14 protein-coding genes are annotated in these 19,434 nt (G+C 62.9%); 8 read left to right on the top strand and 6 right to left on the bottom strand.

Features of this window, described 5'->3' with window-relative positions:
* Window positions 1-42: 42 nt before the first annotated feature.
* Window positions 43-2,997 carry a carboxypeptidase regulatory-like domain-containing protein gene (locus OES25_14735; GenBank protein MDH3628900.1) on the bottom strand — a complete coding sequence of 985 codons (2,955 nt, stop codon included), beginning with the start codon at window positions 2,995-2,997 and terminating at the stop codon, window positions 43-45.
* A 225-nt stretch (window positions 2,998-3,222) separates the two neighbouring features.
* On the opposite strand from OES25_14735, the gene OES25_14730 reads away from it, so the two are divergent.
* The gene (locus OES25_14730) at window positions 3,223-3,834 is read left to right on the top strand and encodes an outer membrane beta-barrel protein (protein ID MDH3628899.1); all 612 of its coding nucleotides are present in this window, start codon (window positions 3,223-3,225) and stop codon (window positions 3,832-3,834) included.
* Here OES25_14730 and OES25_14725 read toward each other — a convergent pair.
* Window positions 3,806-4,384, bottom strand: a complete 579-nt coding sequence (locus OES25_14725) for a hypothetical protein (GenBank protein MDH3628898.1) — start codon at window positions 4,382-4,384, stop codon at window positions 3,806-3,808. The genes OES25_14730 and OES25_14725 overlap by 29 nt on opposite strands.
* On the bottom strand, window positions 4,381-5,250 hold the full coding sequence (gene rhlP / locus OES25_14720) for a rhombotarget lipoprotein (protein ID MDH3628897.1): 870 nt from the start codon (window positions 5,248-5,250) through the stop codon (window positions 4,381-4,383). Before rhlP ends, OES25_14725 begins: the two co-directional genes overlap by 4 nt.
* A 127-nt stretch (window positions 5,251-5,377) precedes the next feature.
* Between rhlP and OES25_14715 the strand changes: the two genes are divergently transcribed.
* Window positions 5,378-7,456: a S9 family peptidase gene (locus OES25_14715; protein MDH3628896.1), complete on the top strand. Its 2,079-nt coding sequence runs from the start codon at window positions 5,378-5,380 to the stop codon at window positions 7,454-7,456.
* Between the two features lie 54 nt (window positions 7,457-7,510).
* On the opposite strand, the gene OES25_14710 is transcribed toward OES25_14715, so the two are convergent.
* The gene (locus OES25_14710) at window positions 7,511-7,837 is read right to left on the bottom strand and encodes a metalloregulator ArsR/SmtB family transcription factor (GenBank protein MDH3628895.1); all 327 of its coding nucleotides are present in this window, start codon (window positions 7,835-7,837) and stop codon (window positions 7,511-7,513) included.
* 108 nt (window positions 7,838-7,945) lie between these two features.
* Between OES25_14710 and OES25_14705 the strand changes: the two genes are divergently transcribed.
* The 3 genes from OES25_14705 to OES25_14695 are packed head-to-tail and all read left to right on the top strand — an operon-like array spanning window position 7,946 to window position 12,662.
* On the top strand, window positions 7,946-10,519 hold the full coding sequence (locus OES25_14705) for an MMPL family transporter (protein ID MDH3628894.1): 2,574 nt from the start codon (window positions 7,946-7,948) through the stop codon (window positions 10,517-10,519).
* Complete coding sequence (locus OES25_14700) at window positions 10,519-11,370, top strand: outer membrane lipoprotein-sorting protein (protein ID MDH3628893.1); 852 nt, start codon at window positions 10,519-10,521, stop codon at window positions 11,368-11,370. The genes OES25_14705 and OES25_14700 overlap by 1 nt, the downstream gene beginning before the upstream one ends.
* Complete coding sequence (locus tag OES25_14695) at window positions 11,367-12,662, top strand: hypothetical protein (protein ID MDH3628892.1); 1,296 nt, start codon at window positions 11,367-11,369, stop codon at window positions 12,660-12,662. Before OES25_14700 ends, OES25_14695 begins: the two co-directional genes overlap by 4 nt.
* A gap of 31 nt (window positions 12,663-12,693) precedes the next feature.
* On the opposite strand, the gene OES25_14690 is transcribed toward OES25_14695, so the two are convergent.
* Window positions 12,694-13,191, bottom strand: a complete 498-nt coding sequence (locus OES25_14690) for a histidine phosphatase family protein (protein MDH3628891.1) — start codon at window positions 13,189-13,191, stop codon at window positions 12,694-12,696.
* 72 nt (window positions 13,192-13,263) lie between these two features.
* On the opposite strand from OES25_14690, the gene OES25_14685 reads away from it, so the two are divergent.
* The 3 genes from OES25_14685 (at window position 13,264) to OES25_14675 (ending at window position 17,165) form a co-directional block, all read left to right on the top strand.
* Entirely contained in the window at window positions 13,264-15,066 is a 1,803-nt protein-coding gene (locus OES25_14685) for an ABC-F family ATP-binding cassette domain-containing protein (protein ID MDH3628890.1), read from the top strand.
* A gap of 139 nt (window positions 15,067-15,205) precedes the next feature.
* Complete coding sequence (locus OES25_14680; GenBank protein MDH3628889.1) at window positions 15,206-15,769, top strand: hypothetical protein; 564 nt, start codon at window positions 15,206-15,208, stop codon at window positions 15,767-15,769.
* Window positions 15,770-15,902: 133 nt separating this feature from the next.
* The gene (locus OES25_14675; protein ID MDH3628888.1) at window positions 15,903-17,165 is read left to right on the top strand and encodes a 4-hydroxybutyrate CoA-transferase; all 1,263 of its coding nucleotides are present in this window, start codon (window positions 15,903-15,905) and stop codon (window positions 17,163-17,165) included.
* Window positions 17,166-17,175: 10 nt separating this feature from the next.
* Here OES25_14675 and OES25_14670 read toward each other — a convergent pair.
* Window positions 17,176-19,434, bottom strand: a 2,259-nt coding sequence (locus tag OES25_14670) for a S8 family serine peptidase (GenBank protein MDH3628887.1), incomplete at its 5' end; no start/stop codon positions are given.

Raw genomic sequence — 19,434 nt, 5'->3', positions numbered from 1 at the left:
TTCAGATCTGCGTGGTGCGATTCACCGTTGTCAGAGCGTACGTTACCGCAGAGATCCGGGTCGCAGCAATCTCTGCCGCGGTCCGGGCCGAGTCCCGTCGGAATCACCCGTCACGGAATCTGCCCGACGTCGTGCTCCACCGCCCGACAACAGCGCGATCATCTCATCCCGCGCCGCAATCAGGAGTTCACTGGAGTAGAACGGGTTGTGGATCCCCATGCTGCCGTCGTAGTTAATCAGATTCCAGTTCCAACCGGCCTTCAGCAGGACGTCATCGGCGACTTCCGGCAGCGTAACCGTCGTCGCGCCGACCACATCGATGTCGGGCAAGCGGAAGAAGCCATAGTCCACACCGCTGACGGTCACACCGATCGCCTGGCGTCCGCGGAACGAACCGAACACGATCTCGTCGATGTCCGCGACATCCGTCACGGTGACATCACCGTTGAAGTCGATCGTGTTCCCCAATGCGATCTGTTCATCCAACAGATCCAGGTGGCCGGCCAGCACGTACTCCTCGAGCTGACCCAAGAGCTGCTCGACGCCGTCCTGGATATCGGCGGCCAGCAGGAACGGGCTATGGCAATCGGAGCAAATCGTCAACTCCGCGTAGAACGTGTGGTTTGCGCCGTTGGAGTTGTAGGAGAGAAGTTCCGGCGGCGGGGTCGACTTCATGTGACAGTCCACACAGGTATCCCCGGTCGTCGCGTGACCACCGGGTGCCCCAACCTCGACGAAGAACGCGTTCTCTCCCATCAGCACATCGGTCTGTACGCCTCCGTGAGGCGCTCGCGCTTTCTCCGAGGCCGATAGGGCATCGAAGGTGCTGTCGTTGCGCAAACCACGCCGTGAGTTATGACACGTCATGCAGACTGCGCCTCGTCCGACGTCGTTCGCCTGGAAACCTGCAATCAGTGGAGGTGTATCGCCACTGATCCGGATGTTTACGTCCGGGTTGTTGCCACTGCTCGTGCCCGCGTCGTGCGGGTCGTGGCAGGTGACGCAGGTCTGGGGATGGGACTCGTCCTCGGTCCAGGTCACGTTGACGTTGTCGAGTGGGTCACCGGGCACCTCGCCGGTCAACACCGGCAACCAGGCCAGAAAGCCGTTGGCCGTATGACAGCGCGAGCAGTTTCCGCTACCTGCCTCATCGATGGCCAACTCGTAGTTGGCGTGACCGCTGAGTTGCCACTGCGGGAAGCGCGCGTGCCTCGCCGGTTCGCCGTGGCAGCTGCCACAGACGTCGGCCGATAGGCTGATACGGGGATCACCGAGGGGTCCGGCGAAGCCGTGGGCGTTGGTGTTTTGCGGGCCATGACAGCTCTCGCACTGAACGTTACTCAAACGCGCGGCCTCCGGGAACTGGGCAAGCATCGTCGTCCAGTTGTCGCCCGGATTATTGAGCAGTCCTGCGTCCAGGAAATCTTGATAGTCGGACGCATCGTCCATGCCGCCGCTGTCCGCCGCCGTGTTATGCCCTGTCGCGTGACAATCGAAGCAAGATGTACGGTTGTGGGTCCCGGTGTCCAGATAGTCGCCCAGGATCTGGGAGTGGCCGGTCTGTTCCCACGGTGTGAACTTGTCCGGTGCCAATCCATCGTTGTGGCAGAACGTACAGGCGGTATCGGAGATCGGGGTGCCGTCCGTCCTCTGGCCAACGATCACACCTCGGTAGGTGCCGGCATAGACTTCCAGAGTCGCAGCGACGCCGAAGGTGACGGGATCCATGACCTCGAGGCGATACAACCCGGATACATCTGGCGTGAAATAAGGTGTCTGGGTTGTTTCGTCAGTCAGCGTCGCAAGCGAACCGGCCGGCTCGCTGAGACTCCAGAGGTAGGAGCCCTGTTCCACTCCATGGAGCAGCACCGGAAGTCCGATCGGGACGTTCCGTAGCCCGGTGGCCACGGGCCAGGGCAGGTCCGTGTGAATCTCTACCTCGTCTGTGAACACGCCTGCGTCGGTCGTGACCTCGACTTCCAAAACGACCAAGCCGGCTTTCTCGAGGGCGAAGTGGCTGGCTGCGACGACCTGGAGGCGATCCTGCAATCCACCGGGGAACTCGCCCTCCGGAACGGGCACGTTAGGTGGAAGGTCTTCCGGGCCGATCGGCGGTTCCGACAGGACGTGAATCAGCTCGTCCTTGTAGTCGGCGACGTTACCGAGGGTCACCGTCGCCGTGTCGGTGGTTGCGCCGGCGATCATCACCGGAGTACCGAATGTCTGGGTCCACTGGATCGAAGTGACCGTGACACCGGGCTCTGTCGCAATCGTGGCCATGGCGGTCACCATGCCACCGAACACCGGGTCGCCGGTGGTTTCGGTGGAAACCGAGGCGGCCACGACGGGAGTCAGACTGACGTTCAGCTCCACATCCATGTCGGCCATCGTCACCGACTCGATACGGTCGTCGTAGCCCATCGCCTGGAACGTCATGTCGTAGGTGCCGGGTGTCAGAAGACCGGAGTAATCGCCGTTGGCATCCGTGGTGTCGAATGCGGCGCCGTCTACCAGCACCGTCGCACCGTTGATCAGCCCGGCGTTGCTGGCGTCCGTCACCGTGCCGAACAAGGTTGCGGTCACGGCAGGAGCCGTCGAGTTGCCCGTCAGATGGGCCCAGAAGTCACCGTCACCGGAGACGGCGCTGATCCTTGCCGTGTAGAACCCGTCGGCTGGAACCGTCACGTAGTGAATGAGATTGCCGAAGGGTAACCACCTGAGGTTCTGTGTACTACCTCCGATGTCCGCTCCGACACCGTCACGGAAGACCACCATCGGCTGGAGGGTGGTTCCGGAATCGGCTCGCACGTCCAGACGCAGCGCGGCTCCTTGGGTCGCGAAGAATCGCGCCTGGACCGAGCCGGCTCCCGCAATCGTGCCGGTGAACTCACCGTCAACTTCCAGGTCGATCATCGACTGGGCACTAACAGAGGAAACAACGGCAATCAAACCGATTGCCAGTAAGGTCGCGATCGACCAACGTCTGGACCTTTGCATGACTCTTCTCCTTCGGAGCGGATCCGGTTGGATGTAAAGTTATTATTGCGTTTTTTGGGTTGGACGGGAAGCTGAATAACGGATCAAAAGCGTCCCCATTGCAGCCCTCGAATCGGGCGGTAGCCCTTGCCTTCGTGGGCCGTGTGCGCGACAGTAAACGTGCGGGGGGTTTGCCGGACGAATCGTGCGGTACTCCGCAGATAACCGAAGCAGCTGGAGGATCAGATGAGAGCGAAATCCATAGCATTGATCGGAATCGGTATGTTGATTCTCGCAATCGCCGGGCTCCCCGTCACCGCTGGAGACGCGGAACGCGGTGTTCGATTCGGATTACTGTCCAGCAGTCCGTCGGGCGATTCGACCGATGCGGGACAAACCACGGAGCTGGACGGCTCCACCGGGTTCTTCCTCAGCTTCGAGTTCCCCGTCAGCCCTCGCTTCGGGATCGAACCGGGGATCGAGATCGCCGACCATGACATCACCGTCAAGGAGATGGGTTTCCCGACACTCGACTTCGGCGAAACGACCTGGACGGCTCTGACGGTCAACGGAAACTTCCAGTTGATGCCCGAGAAATCCTACGACCTCTACATCGGTCCGACGATCGGTTACGTGATGTGGGACGACATCTCGACCAGCCTGTTCCCCGGCGACGTCCCCGTGGATGATGATTTCACACTCGGCGCCAACTTCGGAATCGATGTCCCGCTCGGCGACTCGTCGTGGAAATTCTCGGCCGCCTTGCGCTACTTGACGTCCGATCTGGGTATCGACAGTGGCAGCGACATCGGCGTGGACCCGGTGCAAATCAAGCTCGGTGTGGCGCGTCGCTTCTAAGAACCGAATAGACTCCAACGGCTCCGATCGCTCCGAGTAGATGAACGATCGGAACGACCTGGACGCCGCTCGGTAGACTTCCGGCGGCGACGAGTCCGTGGTGTTGTGTCTCCCAGAGGATCTTTACTCCGAGCAGAAGAATCGAGAGTAGACTCAGGATGCGCCACCGCGGACTTCGTCGCTTGTCCGACAGCACAACCAGCGCGACCCCCATAAAGACCGCCGTCGCCAGACCGGAACTGCCGCGATAGTAGACCAACTCGCGAGCGATGAACTGGACACCGGCCGCTACCAGCGCCGCGGATACTACGAGCGTGGACAGCAAGACCCTTCGCGAATGTCGTTCGAGCCAGATACCCAGTCCCAGTAGCACTCCGAGATCGAGCACGGCCATTCGGGGAGTCCAGTGCACGAGCTGGCCTGTAAGCGGGCGCCACACCTGACCACGGGCTACAGCCCCGCGGTCGAACTCCAGGATTTCGACCGCCCCGGGAAAGAAAGACACGAACGCACTGAATGCGACCAGCGCCAACGTGAATGGCGCCTTCACCCTCGCGGGCCCGTCTCCCGTCGAGTCGCCCACGCAGAGACGCCCAGAAGCGCCGCCGCGAGGAGCCCGAATACGTCAAGCGCTCCGGCACCGCCACCGCCGCTCCTCACCGGGTTGCCCTTCTCATCGACGATGGTGATCGCCGGCGTGCCCGCGCCGCGCACGGTTCCGGTGGCGGCCCGCACCGCGAACGCCTCGAGTTCAACGCTCACGTTTGTGATCAGATCATCGATGGCGCGCTCGAAGCCTTCCTCGCTTGCCTGCCGCAGTTTCTTGCCGACCTCGACCGGCGCAGACTTTCCGCCAAGCGAGCTCTCTCCCGGTGCGTGGAACAACATCGCCCTCGATGGGATGTCGTAGACGACGGCATCAAGGAGCGTGCGCGTCTCGTTCTTCTCGCCCCGGACGACGTAGGCACCGATCAGCGTCCAGTAGGCCCACGAGCTGCGCCCGCTCTCGCTAAACTGGAACTGGTCGTAGGAGACCAGTGCGATGACATCAATACCGAAGGCAGATACCAGCCTATCCAGGTCATCGAACCCACCGCCTTGCGTCAGGTAGCCGGCAGGAATCGCTTCAACATGGCGGATGCTCTCGTGGCTGCGAAACGCCTCGGCGACCCGTTCGAGAAGCGCTTGCTTCTGAGTCGCACTGAATGCTTCCGTCGCGGGAGTTGTCGCCGGCGCGAAGGCGACACCCACTCGTAGCGGAAGCTCCAGACTGACGTCAGCAGGAGCGACCTCCTCGCTGCCTTTGGGGTAAAGGTATTCCAGTGCGTTGCTCTTGATCTGACGCTGATAGACCGCACACCCCGCGCAGCAGATCAACACAACACCCAACAGAGCAAAATGAGATCGGTACCTCATGGCGACACTCCTTGTCAGGTCTCGACGAAATCAGGACTCTGTCTTGATTGTATTCCACTTTCTTCGGTCTTGTTACACTTGCGCCCGCAGTTCCCCGGGGGCAGTTCCCGGTAAGAGAGGAATACCCATGAATCCAGCCAAGCGCACTCAGGCCTCTGGGGCGATGTTTTTTCTTCTGCTGGCAGTCGGCGTCTCGATGGCCGCCGCCGCGGAGACAACAACTCTGAAAGTCGCGGACTACCTCGACTTCGAACAGGTCGCCGATCCGCAGATTTCCCCCGATGGTAAACAGATCGTCTACACGCGGCGTTGGGTCGACCAGAAAGCGGACAGGTGGGCCTCTGCGTTGTGGGTCATGGACGCGGACGGCTCCCGCCATCGCGCACTCGTCGAGGGATCCAACGCACGCTGGTCGCCCAGTGGCGATCGGATCCTGTTTATTGCCGGTGGCGACAACGACAAGCCTCAACTCTTTGTCCGCTGGATGGATGACGAGGGTGCCGTCTCGCAGGTGACGCGCATCGATCTCTCACCATCCTCCCCTACCTGGTCCCCGGACGGCAAACAGATCGCGTTTGTCGCCATCGTACCGGCGAAGGACAACTGGGAGATCGAAATGCCCGAGGCTCCGGAAGGCGCGGTGTGGAGCGAACCGCCACGGATCCTCGACCGGCTGCATTACCGGCAGGATCGGGTCGGGTTCACGGATCCCGGGTTCTCACATCTCTTCGTTGTCCCGGCCGAGTCGGGCACCGCGCGGCAACTCACCGACGGCGAATGGAACGTCGGGGCCCAGTTTGACGGGCTCTACCAGGGTGCCGGCCTGAGCTGGATGCCGGACAGCAAGACACTCGTCTTCGATGGATTGAAGGAAGAAGACGTCGACTTCGCCTACCGACGCGCCGACATCTTCTCGATCGATACCACCAACAAACAGATGCGACAGTTGACCTCGGAAGACGGCTACTGGACGGGACCCGTCGTCTCGAACGACGGCCGTCGGATCGCGTACACGGGCTACGCCCGGTCGAACATCACCTACGAGATGCCACGCATCCACATGATGGCAAGCGACGGCGGCGACGCCCGGCTGGTCACGGCTGGCTTCGATCGTCCGCCAACGTCGCTGATCTGGGCCGCCAACGATCGAGGCGTCTATTTCACCGCTCAGGACGAGGGTTACATCAACGTCTTCTATTCCGACCCGAAGGGAGCTGTTCGGGCTGTCACCACCGGCAAACACTCGATCGGGCTGCAATCGACCAACCGCGCCACCAGCGTCGGGGTCGGTGTCAAGAGCTCGTATTTCGAGCCTGGTGACGTGTACGCGCTTGCGCTGGACGCGGACGGCGCGACCACCCGACTGACCTCGATCAACAGCGACCTGTTGGGTGACATCACGCTCGGGACCCACGAGGAGATCTGGTACGAGGCTTCGGACGGCAACCGCGCCCACGGTTGGATCGTTAGACCGCCGAATTTCGACGCTGAAAAAGAGTACCCGCTGATCATGGAAATCCACGGTGGCCCGTTCGCCATGTACGTGGGCCGATTCAACTTCCAGTATCAGGTCTACGCCGCGAACGACTTCGTCGTGCTGTACACCAACCCGCGTGGCAGCACGGGCTACGGCGAAGCCTTCTCCCAGGCGATCGATCATGCCTATCCAAGTGTGGACTACCTCGACCTGATGGGTGGCGTCGATGCCGTCATCGGCCAGGGGAACATCGACGAGAAGCGGATGTACGTGGGGGGCTGTAGCGGCGGCGGCGTGCTCTCGAGCTGGGTCATCGGCCACACCGATCGTTTTGCGGCGGCGGCCGTGCGGTGCCCGGTCACCAACTGGCTCAGCATGGCCGGCACCACGGATATCCCCAGCTTCACCCATTCTTTCTTTCAGAAGCCGTTCTGGGAGGACCCGTCGGACTGGTTACGTCACTCCTCGATCATGTATGCCGACAAGGTCAAGACCCCCACGGCGATCATGACCGGCGAGCAGGACCTGCGTACACCGATGGCGCAATCGGAGGAGTACTACGCAGCGCTGAAGATGCTGGGGGTACCGGCGAAGCTGCTGCGCTTCAATGATCAGTACCACGGCACCGGCACCAAACCGTCCAACTACATGCGAACCATGCTGTACATGATGAGCTGGTACAACCTTTACACGCTGGATGGAGAGGTGGGGTCAGAGGAGAAGCCGTAGCCGCTGCACCGAATAACGGCAGTGATGGGCCCCCAGGCTGGGCAGCGGAGACGGCTACCCGGCACCACAGAAGCGGTTGTGCAGGATCTCGATGACCCGTGACACGCTCTCGTCGGCCAGGGAGTAGTAGATCGTCTGGGCCTCGCGACGGGTCGCCACCAGCCCATCGCGGCGAAGCACCGAGAGGTGCTGCGACAGGGCCGACTGGGTCAGTTCGACTCGTTGGTTCAGCTCACTGACCGACAGCTCCCCTCCCAGCAAGGTGCAGAGGATCATCAGCCGATTCGGGTTGGCCAGGGCCTTCATCCAGCGGGCCGCTTCGAGGGCCCGTGGGCGCAGCGCCTCGAGTTGGGGGCCACTTAGAGGGGATTTCTCGGTCATCTGTGTCCTCATGACGGAAGTATATCAGACAATGCTAATGTAGTTGACGCGAATATACAAATCCACTACATTAGCGATCGCTGATATACGCCTTTAAAGAGGACGACCATGCACGACCGGATCATCCGTTTCTCAGCCCAATACCCCTGGATCGTCTTTGCGGCCCTGTTGGTGTTCACCGTCGGGTTGGGGTCGCTGATACCCAACATCCTCATCGATACCGACCCCGAGAACATGCTGTCTTCCGACCAGGCAGACCGGGTCTTCCACAATCAGGTCGAAGCGACCTTCTCCCAGCACGACGTCATCGTCGTCGGCGTCGTCAACGAGACCGATGACGAGGGCATCTACAACCCCCGCACCCTTACGTCACTCCATGAGCTCAGCCGTCGCATCGAGGAGATCGACGGCGTGATCACCGTCGACCTTCTCTCGCTACCCACCGCCGACAACATCCGACAGGGCTCTCAGGGTGAGTTGGTCTTCGAGTGGATGCTACCGACGCCACCGGACGACGCCGCACGAGCCCTCGAGGTCCGCTCATCGGTCGAGCGTCTACCGATGATGATCAACACACTCGTGTCGGGCGATGGAAAGGCCGCTGCGGTCTACGTGCCGATCGAGGACAAGTCGATCGCCTACCGGGTCTCGCAGGAGATCCACGAGATCACGGACAGACTGGATTCCGCCGACGCCTTTCACATCACCGGGTTGCCGGTGGCCGAGGTGACGTTCGGGCACGACATGTTCCTGCAGATGGGGATCTCGGCACCGCTGGCCGGCCTGATGATCATGATCTTGATGTGGCTGTTCTTCCGCAACCTGCGCATCGTCGTGGCAGCGATGGTCGTCGCCATGATCACGGTGATCGCGACGATGGGCTTGCTGATCGGCTTCGGTTTCACCGTACACATCATGAGTTCGATGATTCCGATCTTCCTGATGCCCATCGCCGTCGTCGACTCGGTACACATCCTCTCGGAATTCGCCGACGCCTACCGGCCCGGGGTCCGGCCCCGGTCGTTGATCCGCGAAGTCACGGCCCACCTCTTCCGCCCGATGCTGCTGACCTCGCTGACCTCCGCAGTGGGATTCGCCTCGCTGATGCTGACGCCGATCCCGCCCGTACGCATTTTTGGTGCGTTCGTTTCGATCGGGATCCTGATCGCGTTCGTCGTCACGATCGTCTTCCTGCCGGCCTATGTCGGACGGATGAGCCCGGCCGCTCTTGCATCGCTGGGTCGCCGGTCCGTCGCGCAGGCCGACGGCGGGCTCGTCGGCACCGGCGTCCGTCGGCTGGGCGCCTTCGCCTTTCGCCGTGGACCCGCGATCGTCATGACGGCGCTGTTCCTCATCGCCGTCAGCGTTGCGGGCCTGGTGCAGATTCAGATCAACGACAACCCGCTCCGCTGGTTCAAGGCGAACCACGAGATTCGCGTCGCCGACCGGGTCCTCAACGAGCACTTCGCCGGCACCTACGACGCGTTCCTGGTACTCGAACAGTCGGACGACGCGCGAAGCGCGTTCATCGAACAGGCCGAGGTCCTGGTCAAGGCCGCAGGCCTGGCGGGGATCGATGTCGACGCCATCGACGCTCTCGTCTCGGGGTCGGCGTTGACGGACGCCGAGCTGTTCTCCGCCGTCACCGCCGCGGCCGACGACGTGTTGTTCGACAGCGAGCTTGCCGACCTGTCGCTCATCGAAGAACTGATGGCCCTCGCCGAACGGTACGAACGCGAGGCGAAATACTTTCTGCGTCCCGAGGCGCTCCAGATCATCGAACGATTGCAGGAGTTCGTTTCCGCTACACCCCAGGTGGGCAAGGTCAACGCGTTGACCGATGTCGTCAAGGTGCTCAACCGTGAGCTGCGTACCGGCGACGATAGCGACTACCGCTTGCCCGACAGTGCGACCGCCGCCGCACAGCTTCTGATCCAGTTCCAATCTTCCCATCGCCCTCAGGATCTGTGGCACCTGACCACCCCCGACTACAAGAAGACGGCGCTGTGGTTGCAGCTTCGCAGCGGCGACAATCAGGAGATGACGCGAGTCATCGAGAACGTCGACCGGTATTTCGACGACAACCCGTTGCCTGCGGGCGTCACCGCGCGCTGGGCCGGCAAGACCTACATCAACGTCGTCTGGCAGCAGGCGATGGTCAGCGGGATGCTGAAGAGTCTGCTCGGTGCGTTCGTCTTCGTCTTCTTCATGATGCTGCTGCTGTTCCGTTCGGTGCGTCTGGCGCTGCTGGCCATGGTCCCGCTGTCGGTGACGATCGTCGCGATCTACGGGCTGATCGGCTGGGTCGGCAAGGACTACGACATGCCGATCGCCGTGCTGTCGTCGTTGACGCTGGGTCTGTCGGTCGACTTCGCGATCCACTTCCTCGAGCGGTTCCGCAGTCTGCTCGCTTCCCGGGGTAGTTTCGCCGAGGCGGCGCGGGAGATCTTCGAGGAGCCTGGACGGGCCATCGCACGCAACGCGTTCGTGATCGCTCTCGGCTTCACGCCGCTGTTTCTTGCACCGCTGGTCCCCTACGTCACCGTGGGGGCGTTCATGACGTCGGTGATGGCGATCTCGGGACTTTCAACCCTGGTGTTGCTACCTGCGGTGATCCGCACCCTCGGCCGCCGGGCGCTCCCGGGCCCGGTCGCCACCCATTCCCCCGCTGGAGGATCCTGATGATGCGCACTCCTTACAACCTCACGTCGTCCGTTCTTTTCCGAGCATCCCGCGGGCTCGTTCTCGGCGCCGCTTTCATCGCGCTGGCCATCGGGCCGGCGTTCGCCGATACGCTTGACGTGGATACGATCGTCGCCAGGGCCAATGCGGCGGCCTACTACGCGGGTGACGACGGCCGAGCCGAGGTGCGGCTGACCATCGTCGATGCCCAGGGCCGAGAGCAACGCCGACAGTTCACCATCCTGCGTCGGGACGTCGAGCAGTCCGGCGATCAGCAATTTCTCGTCGTCTTCTCCCAGCCATCGGACCTGCGGAACACTGTCTTCCTGGTGACCAAGCACGCCGGCGCCGACGATGACCGCTGGCTCTACTTGCCGGGACTCGACCTGGTCAAGCGCATCTCCGCGGGCGACAAGCGCACCAGCTTCGTCGGATCTCACGTCCTGTACGAGGATGTCTCGGGGCGCGGTGTCGACGAGGATCGTCACGAACTGGTCGAGACGACCGCGGACGCGTATGTGCTTCGTCATACGCCGACCAACCCCTCGGCCGTCGAGTTCGCGACGTATACGACGTGGATCGATCGCTCCAGCTTCCTGCCGACGAAGATCGAGTACACGGACCGCAAGGGCGAGGTCTACCGACGCATCTCCTCCCAGGAGGTTCGTGAGATTCAGGGCCATCCCACCGTCGTCAAGAGCCTGGTCGAGGACCTGGCGGGCGGTGGTTCGACGCGCATGGAGTTTCGCTACATCACCTACGACACGGGAGTTCCGGAGAACATCTTCGGCGAGCGCTCGCTGCGGCAACCCCCGGCACGCTGGATGAAACGGCCGACGAACGGACGATGAGACTCGCCGCTCTAGGGACGATTCTGCTCGGGCTCCTGCTGCTGCCGGTCCCCGCGCCGGCGCAGGAAGACGACGAGTCGTGGGGCGACGACCCCTGGGACGAGCAGACGTCGACGGCCCCCGAGCTGCACGGCTTCGTCGAGGCCGCTCTGGGTACGCGGTTGACCCGCGATGCCGCCACCTCACAGGACACGACGCTTGCCGAGCTTCGTCTGCGTCTTGAAACCGAGTGGAACACGGAGCGCTCTCGCTGGGTCGCCAAGGGAGAGGGCCTCTACGACGACGTGACGGAAACCTGGGAATTCCAGCTGAGGGAACTGGCGACCACGCTGACGCCGACCGAGTCCCTCGATCTGCGCATCGGGCGTCAGGTACTGACCTGGGGTACCGGCGATCTCGTCTTCCTCAACGACCTGTTCGCCAAGGACTTCGAGTCGTTCTTCTCCGGGCGGAGGGATGACTACCTGAAGGCACCGGAGAATGCGGTGCGGTTGCTGCGTTATGGCCGACACGTCGATCTCGACATCGTCTGGGCGCCGATCTTCCAGCCGGACGTTTATCTTGACGGCGAGCGCTTCTCGTTCTTCTCGCCTCAGGCCGGCGCCATCGTCGCCCCTCAGCCGGCCCTGCTCGCCCGCCGACCCCCAAGGACACTCGACAACGGTGAGCTTTCTATTCGGCTGTCGCGAGAGAAAGCAGGCGTCGAGACCGCCGTCTATCTACACCGTGGGTTCTTCCAGCAGCCGCTTGCGCTGGACAGCGACGGTACGCCGACGTTCGCTCCGCTACGGGCGCTGGGCGCCAGCGTCCGTCGTTCGGCATGGGGCGGTCTCGTGTCCGGCGAGTTTGTCTATTACGACTCGATCGACGACCGCCGCGGGACGAAACCGGAGATCCCCAACGGGCAGGTGCGCGGGCTGCTGGGCTTCGAACGAGAGCTCGCCCGTTCGTTGAACGCGGGATTTCAGTACTACGTCGAGTGGACGCTGGACCACGATGACCTGCTCGCCGCATCGCTCGAACCGTCCTTCGAACCCGACGAGGTGCGGCACCTGCTGACCCACCGGCTTACCTACCGGATGTGGCAGGATCGATTGCAGCTTTCGGCGTTTCTCTTCTTCTCGCCAAGCGATCGGGACGGCTATCTACGCTGCGAGGCCGCCTATCGCATCGATGACCGCTGGAACGTCGCCCTCGGGTTCGGGCTGTTCTCGGGGAGGGACGATCACACCTTCTTCGGCCAGCTCGACCACAACGACAACCTGTTCATGCGTGCCCGCTATTCGTTTTAGGTAAAGAGGCGGCCTAGCGAGTCACCTGGCCCTAGCCCGGCGGAAGCTCCTTCGGTCTGAACAGTTCGACGAGCTTGCCGGTCAGACCTGCTCTGAGTTCCGCCCACGATGTCACGGGAAGCTGAAGCACCGCCAAAGCAGCCGTGACGATCGTCTCATCCTCGCCGCTCAGCTCCAGAACGAGGTCCTCGAGATCCGGATTGTGTCCAACCAGCATGACCCTGGACGATTCGTCCGGAAGCTGTTGCAGGATCTCCAGAATCGCCCGGGCGTCGGAGAGATAGAGATCGTCGAGCCGTGTCACGGGTCCCTCGTAGCCGCAGGCCTCTGCGACCAGTCGAGCCGTTGTCCGGGCTCGCACCGCGGTAGAGCTCAGGACGAGCTCGGGCACGAGGCCCTTCTTCTTGATCAGCCGACCCATCCGCGGCGCATCGCGCTGTCCGCGGCGATTCAGCGGTCGCTCGTGGTCCTCTAGCGTCGGGTCCTTCCAGCTCGACTTGGCGTGACGCATGATGAGTAGGGTCTTCACGATGGCCGAGTATACGTCGCTGATCGAGCGAACCCTGGCGTTGTCCTCCGAGTCCCTGTAGCGTTGCGGCCGATGTCGCACTCGATCAAACCGATCCTCCTGGGCTGTACGGACCTATCCAAGGCCTTCGGGCGGGATCCCCTCTTCGAAGGGTTGTCGTTCTCGATCCACGAGGGCGATCACATCGGACTCATCGGGCCCAATGGCGCGGGCAAGTCCACGCTGTTGCGTATTCTCGCCGGCTGCGAAACGGCCGACAATGGATCTTCCGTACCGCGCAAGAACCTACGGGTCGGCTACATGCCCCAACACCCCGAGTTCCCTCCGGGCCTGTCGGCCGAAACGATCGTCGGCGAGGCACTGGTGGACTCCGGACTCGAGGAGCACGACCGAAACCAGCGGGTCGCCGTCGCACTCAGTCGTACGGGATTCAACGATCCCGAAGTCGACCCCGAGACACTGTCCGGTGGCTGGCGTGCGCGGCTCGCGCTGGCGCGCGCCATCGTGTGTGAGCCGGATCTAGTACTGCTGGACGAGCCCACCAACCACCTGGACATCGAATCGATCATCTGGCTCGAATCGTTTCTGAAGAGCCAGAAGGCCGCGTTCATCGTTGTCAGCCATGATCGGTACTTCCTGCAGAACATCGCGCGACGGATGCTCGACATCGATCGTGTCTATCCCGATGGCTTGCTGAGCGTCGAAGGAACGTATGCCGACATGCTTGAGACCCGCGATACGCTGCTCTCTCAACAGGCCAGTTATCGGGAGTCCCTGAGCAACCGGGTCCGTCGCGAGGTCGCCTGGCTGCGGCGAGGCGCCAAGGCCCGCACCTCGAAGTCCAAGTCTCGCATCGACGCCGCGCACCGCAGCATCGAGGAACTAGAGCAAGGCCGGCGACGTTCGGCCGTCACCACGATCGGCGTCGACCTGGCCTCGACAGGCAGAAAGACCAAGCGTCTGTGGTCCGCCAGGGATGTGGCGAAGTCGTACGGTCAGACGCCGGTCATCCGCGACCTGGATCTGCTGCTGACACCCGGAACACGTCTCGGGGTGATCGGCGCTAACGGGTCGGGCAAGACGACGCTCCTCAAGATGATCGTCGGTGAGCTGGAACCGGACTCGGGCACGATCGAAACGGCCGACAAACTACGAGTCGTCTACTTCGATCAGGACCGTCGCAGTCTCGACACGACACTGACCCTCAAACGCGCCCTCGCTCCCGAGGGGGACAGCGTCATCTATCGCGACGGCCTGGTCCACATCGTGACCTGGGCCAAACGGTTCGGTTTCTCCCGAGATCAGCTGGATACGCAGGTCGACAAGCTCTCCGGCGGTGAACGCGCGAGGATCCACCTGGCGCGTCTGATGCTGAGACCCGCCGACCTGCTTGTCCTGGACGAACCGACGAACGACCTGGACATCGCGACGCTGGAGGTGCTCGAGGAGTCGTTGCTGGAATTCCAGGGTGCGCTGGTTCTTGTGATCCACGACCGGCATGTGATCGATCGTGTGGCCACCGAGATCCTGGCACTGGACGGGAGCGGTGTGGTCCAGCGGTTCGCCGACTACTGGCAATGGGAAGAATCGCGACGAAGCGCCGGCTCGAAGCGGTCCGAGAAGCGAACGCGTAAAGAGAACACGTCGCCGAAACCGCGTGCGCGCAAGCTGTCCTACCTCGAGCAACGCGAGTACGAGGGCATGGAGGAGAGGATCCTGGCCGCCGAAACCGCTCTCGCCGAAGCGCGATCGGCTACGGAAGATCCGACCGTGGCGTCCGACGCCTCACAGCTACAGGAGCGGTTGACCGCCCTCGAGAACGCGCAGGCCGAGGTGGATGGCCTCTACGCACGGTGGGCGGAACTGGAACCCTAGACCCGCGACGACGACAGGGTGTCCTGTTTCGGGGACGGGTCGATCGCCACCACCATGCCGGTTTTTGCCGGAAATCGTGGATTTTTCGTGTTGGCCCGGTCGTTGCAATACACCAGGGCAAGCCGAAAGGAGGCCGACCATGAAGAAACTTACGATCCTCACCCTCGCAGCCGCAACGATGTTTGCGCCGATGGTCCTTGCCGGACACCGCGACGACGGTCGCTTCTACGGACCGCGTGCGAATCGAATGGTCGTCCTGTCGGAAAACCTGATGGATGCGACGTATGAGATGCGTCACGATCTCCGCAAGCGCAGAGGTCATCAATGGGGCGTCCGCGAACTGGCCGTGACGCTGGAGCAGCTTGAGCGGGATACCGACCGACTTCGTCGAGCGGCCATCCGGGACGCCCGTCCGAGTCAACTCGAATTCAGACTGGACGAAGTGATCCGGGCGTTCAATCGCGTCGACCGTAGGATGCGTTTCGTCCGATCCGGTCGTCTCCATCGTGATTTCGACCGCATCGAACATGCCACGCGATCCCTCGCGCGTCACGTCACCATCGCGACGGGCCACAGAAACCGACGCGGGAGCGACGGGCTTCGCGGCTCGATCGTGATCGGCGATCGACGAGGTGGCGGCCTGCACGGATCGGTCGTTCTGGGAGACCGCGACGATCGATACAGAGTGCGCGTCCGCTTCTAGATTCAAGAGCAAGACCGGCGGCGCTGCGGCTCATCCCGCAGCGCCGCTTTTTTTTTGCGACGAACGGGCAACTCGGCCTGCGGATCGCTATCATCGGAGCCGACATACCGGAACTCTGGAGACGAACCACCCAATGATTATGACTTCGGCAGACGATGCAATCGGGCGAATCCGCTCGGGTCAGCGGATCTTCGTACACGGCGGAGTCGCGACACCTCTCGCGCTCGTCGACGCCCTGGTGGCCCAGCGAGAACGACTTCGTAACGTGGAGTTGATCCATCTCCACACCGAGGGACCGGCGGAGTACGCCAACCCCGAGTACGCGGAGAGTTTCCGGGTAGCCAATCTGTTCGTCGGCCCGAATATGCGCGGGCGACTTCGCGATGGCGTGGACTACCTCCCCTGTTTCCTCTCCGAGATCCCTCAGCTGTTTCGCTCCGGCCGTCGGCGGGTCGATGTAGCGCTGATTCAGGTGTCGCCTCCGGATGCCAGTGGGTTTTGCTCGCTTGGCACCAGCGTGGATGTCGTACGCGCCGCGCTGGACGTCGCCTCGTTGGTGATCGCCCAGGTGAATTCGCAGATGCCCCGGGTCCACGGCGACGGGTTCGTACATGTCGATCGACTGGACGCGATGGTCGAGCACGAGGCTCCGATACCGGTCGTCCAGCCGCGCCACGTGGGTCCGATGGAGCATGCCATCGGGCGTCACGTCGCATCGCTCATCGAGGACGGCGCGACGCTACAGATGGGGATCGGAGCCGTGCCGGATGCCGTTCTGGCCGCCCTCGGTCATCACCGGCATCTCGGGGTCCATACCGAAATGTGGTCGGATGGCCTGCTCCCGCTTCTTGACTCGGGAGTTGTGGACAACTCCCTGAAGGCCAGGCACCGCAGGAGAACCGTCGCCGGCTTCGTGATGGGAACCAAGGCGGTCTACGACTACATCGACGACAATCCGTCGGTGGTGCTACTCGACATCGGCTACGTCAACGACCCGGCCGTCATCGCACGCAACCCGAAGGTGACCGCGATCAACTCCGCCGTCGAGGTCGATCTATCGGGACAGGTCTGCGCGGACTCTGTGGGGTCCAACATCATCTCCGGCGTCGGCGGCCAGATGGACTTCATCCGCGGTGCGTCGCTGTCGGAGGGCGGCAAACCGATCATCGCCTTGCCGAGTAAGACCAAGAACGGCACAAGCCGTATCGTCTCTCGATTGAACCCGGGTGCCGGGGTCGTTACCACCCGCGCTCACGTTCATTTCGTGGTCACCGAGTACGGTGTCGCCGACCTCTACGGTAAGACTCTCGATGAACGAGCCCGGTCGCTGACGGCAATCGCCGCTCCCGAACACCGAGAAGACCTCGAGCGCGCCGGGCACGCCCACTGGACCTAGGTAGGAATCGTTACGGCCCTTCCCAGTCGCACGAGTTCAGCGCTCGCACCTGGTAGAAGCTGAGCACCGGAGCCGCACTCTGTCCATCGAGCTCCGTCAGCGTCAACACCAGAGTCTGTCCGACGACGTCGCCGGCCCCAAAGCCGGCGTCCCCCGCATGCCACACTCGATAGCCCGACGCGCCGGTCACGGCGCTCCAGCCAAACAGAACGTCGGCGGTGCCGGACTTGTCCAGGATCAACGTATTGCCGACCGAGCCGGGCGGCAGATCCCCGCAACTCAACGGCACGCACTGACTGCTGGCAAAACTGAGGGACCAGCTGTGAAGCGTCCCCGCGGGTACGGCGCTACCCATGGCGTCGATGACACGGAGGCTCCAGACTCCCTGAGCGTTCGCACCGTCAAAGTCATCCATCGTGCCGGGTCCGTCGGGGAGCGTCTGTCCGTCGTAGATCGTGGTCAGGTCGATGGTGCCGGATCCGCTGCGGTTGTGTAAGACGACCGACGTCGCGGATGGTGAAGTGATAATCACCGAGAGTTCGGCGATGTTTCCGTGGGTGATATCGACCGTCAACAAAATGTCGTCGATCGTAAAGCTCTCCGCTACGCTCACCGTCGACGTCACTCCGCTTCCGTCCTGGTCCGGGATCGTCCGGGGCACGTCGCCGCTGGGGTAGGCATCCGCGCCCATCTGACCGACCCGCAGTTCGAAGGACGAATCGTCGGCTAGCTGATCGCTGACCAGAGAAGCATTGAACACCAGGGCATCCCCACACTGGGCCGTCGGATCGACCGTCACACGATGGTGATCCGGCACGGACTCCGCGCTGGCTCCCGACACCAGATCGGACCAGTCGGCGCTGGGATCGCTGACGACGACGTCGCCCGCCGACGCGCTCAGCGCTCCCGAGAGGTTCGTCGCGGTCTGGCTGGCGAAGTTCTTGACCACGACGCGAAGCGTCGCCGTCTCGCCGGGCTCCAGAACTCCGTTGTCGTTTCCCAGCGGCAGATCGTCGGCGACGACCACATCCGTGGCGTACAGGTCGGGGAGCGCCGCGATCGCCGCCAACAGGTCGGGGCGCGGTCCGATCTCCCCGGGATACGGGCCGGCCTGCTGCGGGGAGCCGGTCTCCATCAGAAGCGTGCGCATCACCTTCGGATCGAGGGGCGGGCCCCCGCGGGCCTTCTGGATGCCGAGCAGGGACACGACCGCCCCCGTGACGATCGGCGACGCGCTGCTGGTTCCGCCAAACGTTGCCGTATAGAGTTGATCGACGAGTCCGCCTCCGTCGAAGAGATCTCCGTAGCCGGCAGTGGCGACCACGTGACCCCAGCCCTGCACGTTGACGCGACTCCCGTAGGTCGAGAAGTCGAGCTTGGATCGATCGGGCTGCCCGGTGCCCGGCGCCGCACCCGCACCGACGATGATCGCACCGGAGTCTCTGATGGAGAGATCGAACAGGCCGCCGTGAAGTGGGTCGTCGAGATCCACATTGCCATTGCCCGCGGCGGCGACCACCAGAATTCCGGCCGACGTCGCAGCCAGCGTCGCGTCAAACTCGGCCAGGTCCCACTCGGAGGGCAGCAGACCCAGCGGTCCGGCTGATTGGGTCTCGAGAAGGATCACATCTCCCGCCGACAGTAACGACGCCGCACAGTTGATGGCCCGGGCCACGCTGTTGGACATCCCCACCGGGGCCTGGGTCACCATGCCGAAGGTCGCGTCGGGGACGACGCCGGTCATCCCGAAGCCGTTGTCCTCACCACCGACCTCCCCCATCACCGCCGTCCCGTGATCCGCGAAGAAGCCCTCCGGCGTGAAACAAAGCTCCTGACCCAGGATCGACCCCAGATCCTCGTGAGTATCGTTCCAATCGTATTCGACGTCGATGAGAGTCACGCCATTCCCGCGACCGCCGGCAACGGTCCACGCGTGACGGGCGTCGATGCCGCCGGGTGCCGGATCGAGGTAGCCCTGCATGGATTCGAAATCCGGCGTCGGCGGGTTGATATCGCCCGGAGGTGGGACGGGAATCGGCGCGGGATAGGCCAACTGAACGACGGCAAGTTCGTTCAGCGCCAGGAGCAGTTCGTCGATCCGTTCGGGGTCGACCCTGAACTCGTAATACCCGTTGAGGTCCGCCAGTCGACGACCCGAACGAAGCTCGGCAGATTGCAGTTCCACCTCGATCGTCTTCTCGGGGCGTACGAACAACCGTTCCGGAGCCGGGTTGCCGAATCCGGCCAGCACGAACTTCAGCTCCGTCAG

Source organism: Acidobacteriota bacterium, from assembly GCA_029861955.1.
Lineage (GTDB): Bacteria > Acidobacteriota > Polarisedimenticolia > Polarisedimenticolales > Polarisedimenticolaceae > JAOTYK01.
The sequence above is the reverse complement of the archived record's forward strand: the minus strand, read 5'-3'. Positions and strand labels throughout refer to the sequence as shown.

Excerpts from the sequence above, each read along its gene's own strand:
- OES25_14675 (MDH3628888.1), top strand. The coding sequence starts at position 15,903 with ATGATTATGACTTCGGCAGACGATGCAATCGGGCGAATCCGCTCGGGT.
- OES25_14710 (MDH3628895.1), bottom strand. The coding sequence starts at position 7,837 with ATGACCGAGAAATCCCCTCTAAGTGGCCCCCAACTCGAGGCGCTGCGC.
- OES25_14680 (MDH3628889.1), top strand. The coding sequence starts at position 15,206 with ATGAAGAAACTTACGATCCTCACCCTCGCAGCCGCAACGATGTTTGCG.
- OES25_14700 (MDH3628893.1), top strand. The coding sequence starts at position 10,519 with ATGATGCGCACTCCTTACAACCTCACGTCGTCCGTTCTTTTCCGAGCA.
- OES25_14705 (MDH3628894.1), top strand. The coding sequence starts at position 7,946 with ATGCACGACCGGATCATCCGTTTCTCAGCCCAATACCCCTGGATCGTC.
- rhlP (MDH3628897.1), bottom strand. The coding sequence starts at position 5,250 with ATGAGGTACCGATCTCATTTTGCTCTGTTGGGTGTTGTGTTGATCTGC.
- OES25_14685 (MDH3628890.1), top strand. The coding sequence starts at position 13,264 with ATGTCGCACTCGATCAAACCGATCCTCCTGGGCTGTACGGACCTATCC.
- OES25_14735 (MDH3628900.1), bottom strand. The coding sequence starts at position 2,997 with ATGCAAAGGTCCAGACGTTGGTCGATCGCGACCTTACTGGCAATCGGT.
- OES25_14715 (MDH3628896.1), top strand. The coding sequence starts at position 5,378 with ATGAATCCAGCCAAGCGCACTCAGGCCTCTGGGGCGATGTTTTTTCTT.
- OES25_14695 (MDH3628892.1), top strand. The coding sequence starts at position 11,367 with ATGAGACTCGCCGCTCTAGGGACGATTCTGCTCGGGCTCCTGCTGCTG.
- OES25_14730 (MDH3628899.1), top strand. The coding sequence starts at position 3,223 with ATGAGAGCGAAATCCATAGCATTGATCGGAATCGGTATGTTGATTCTC.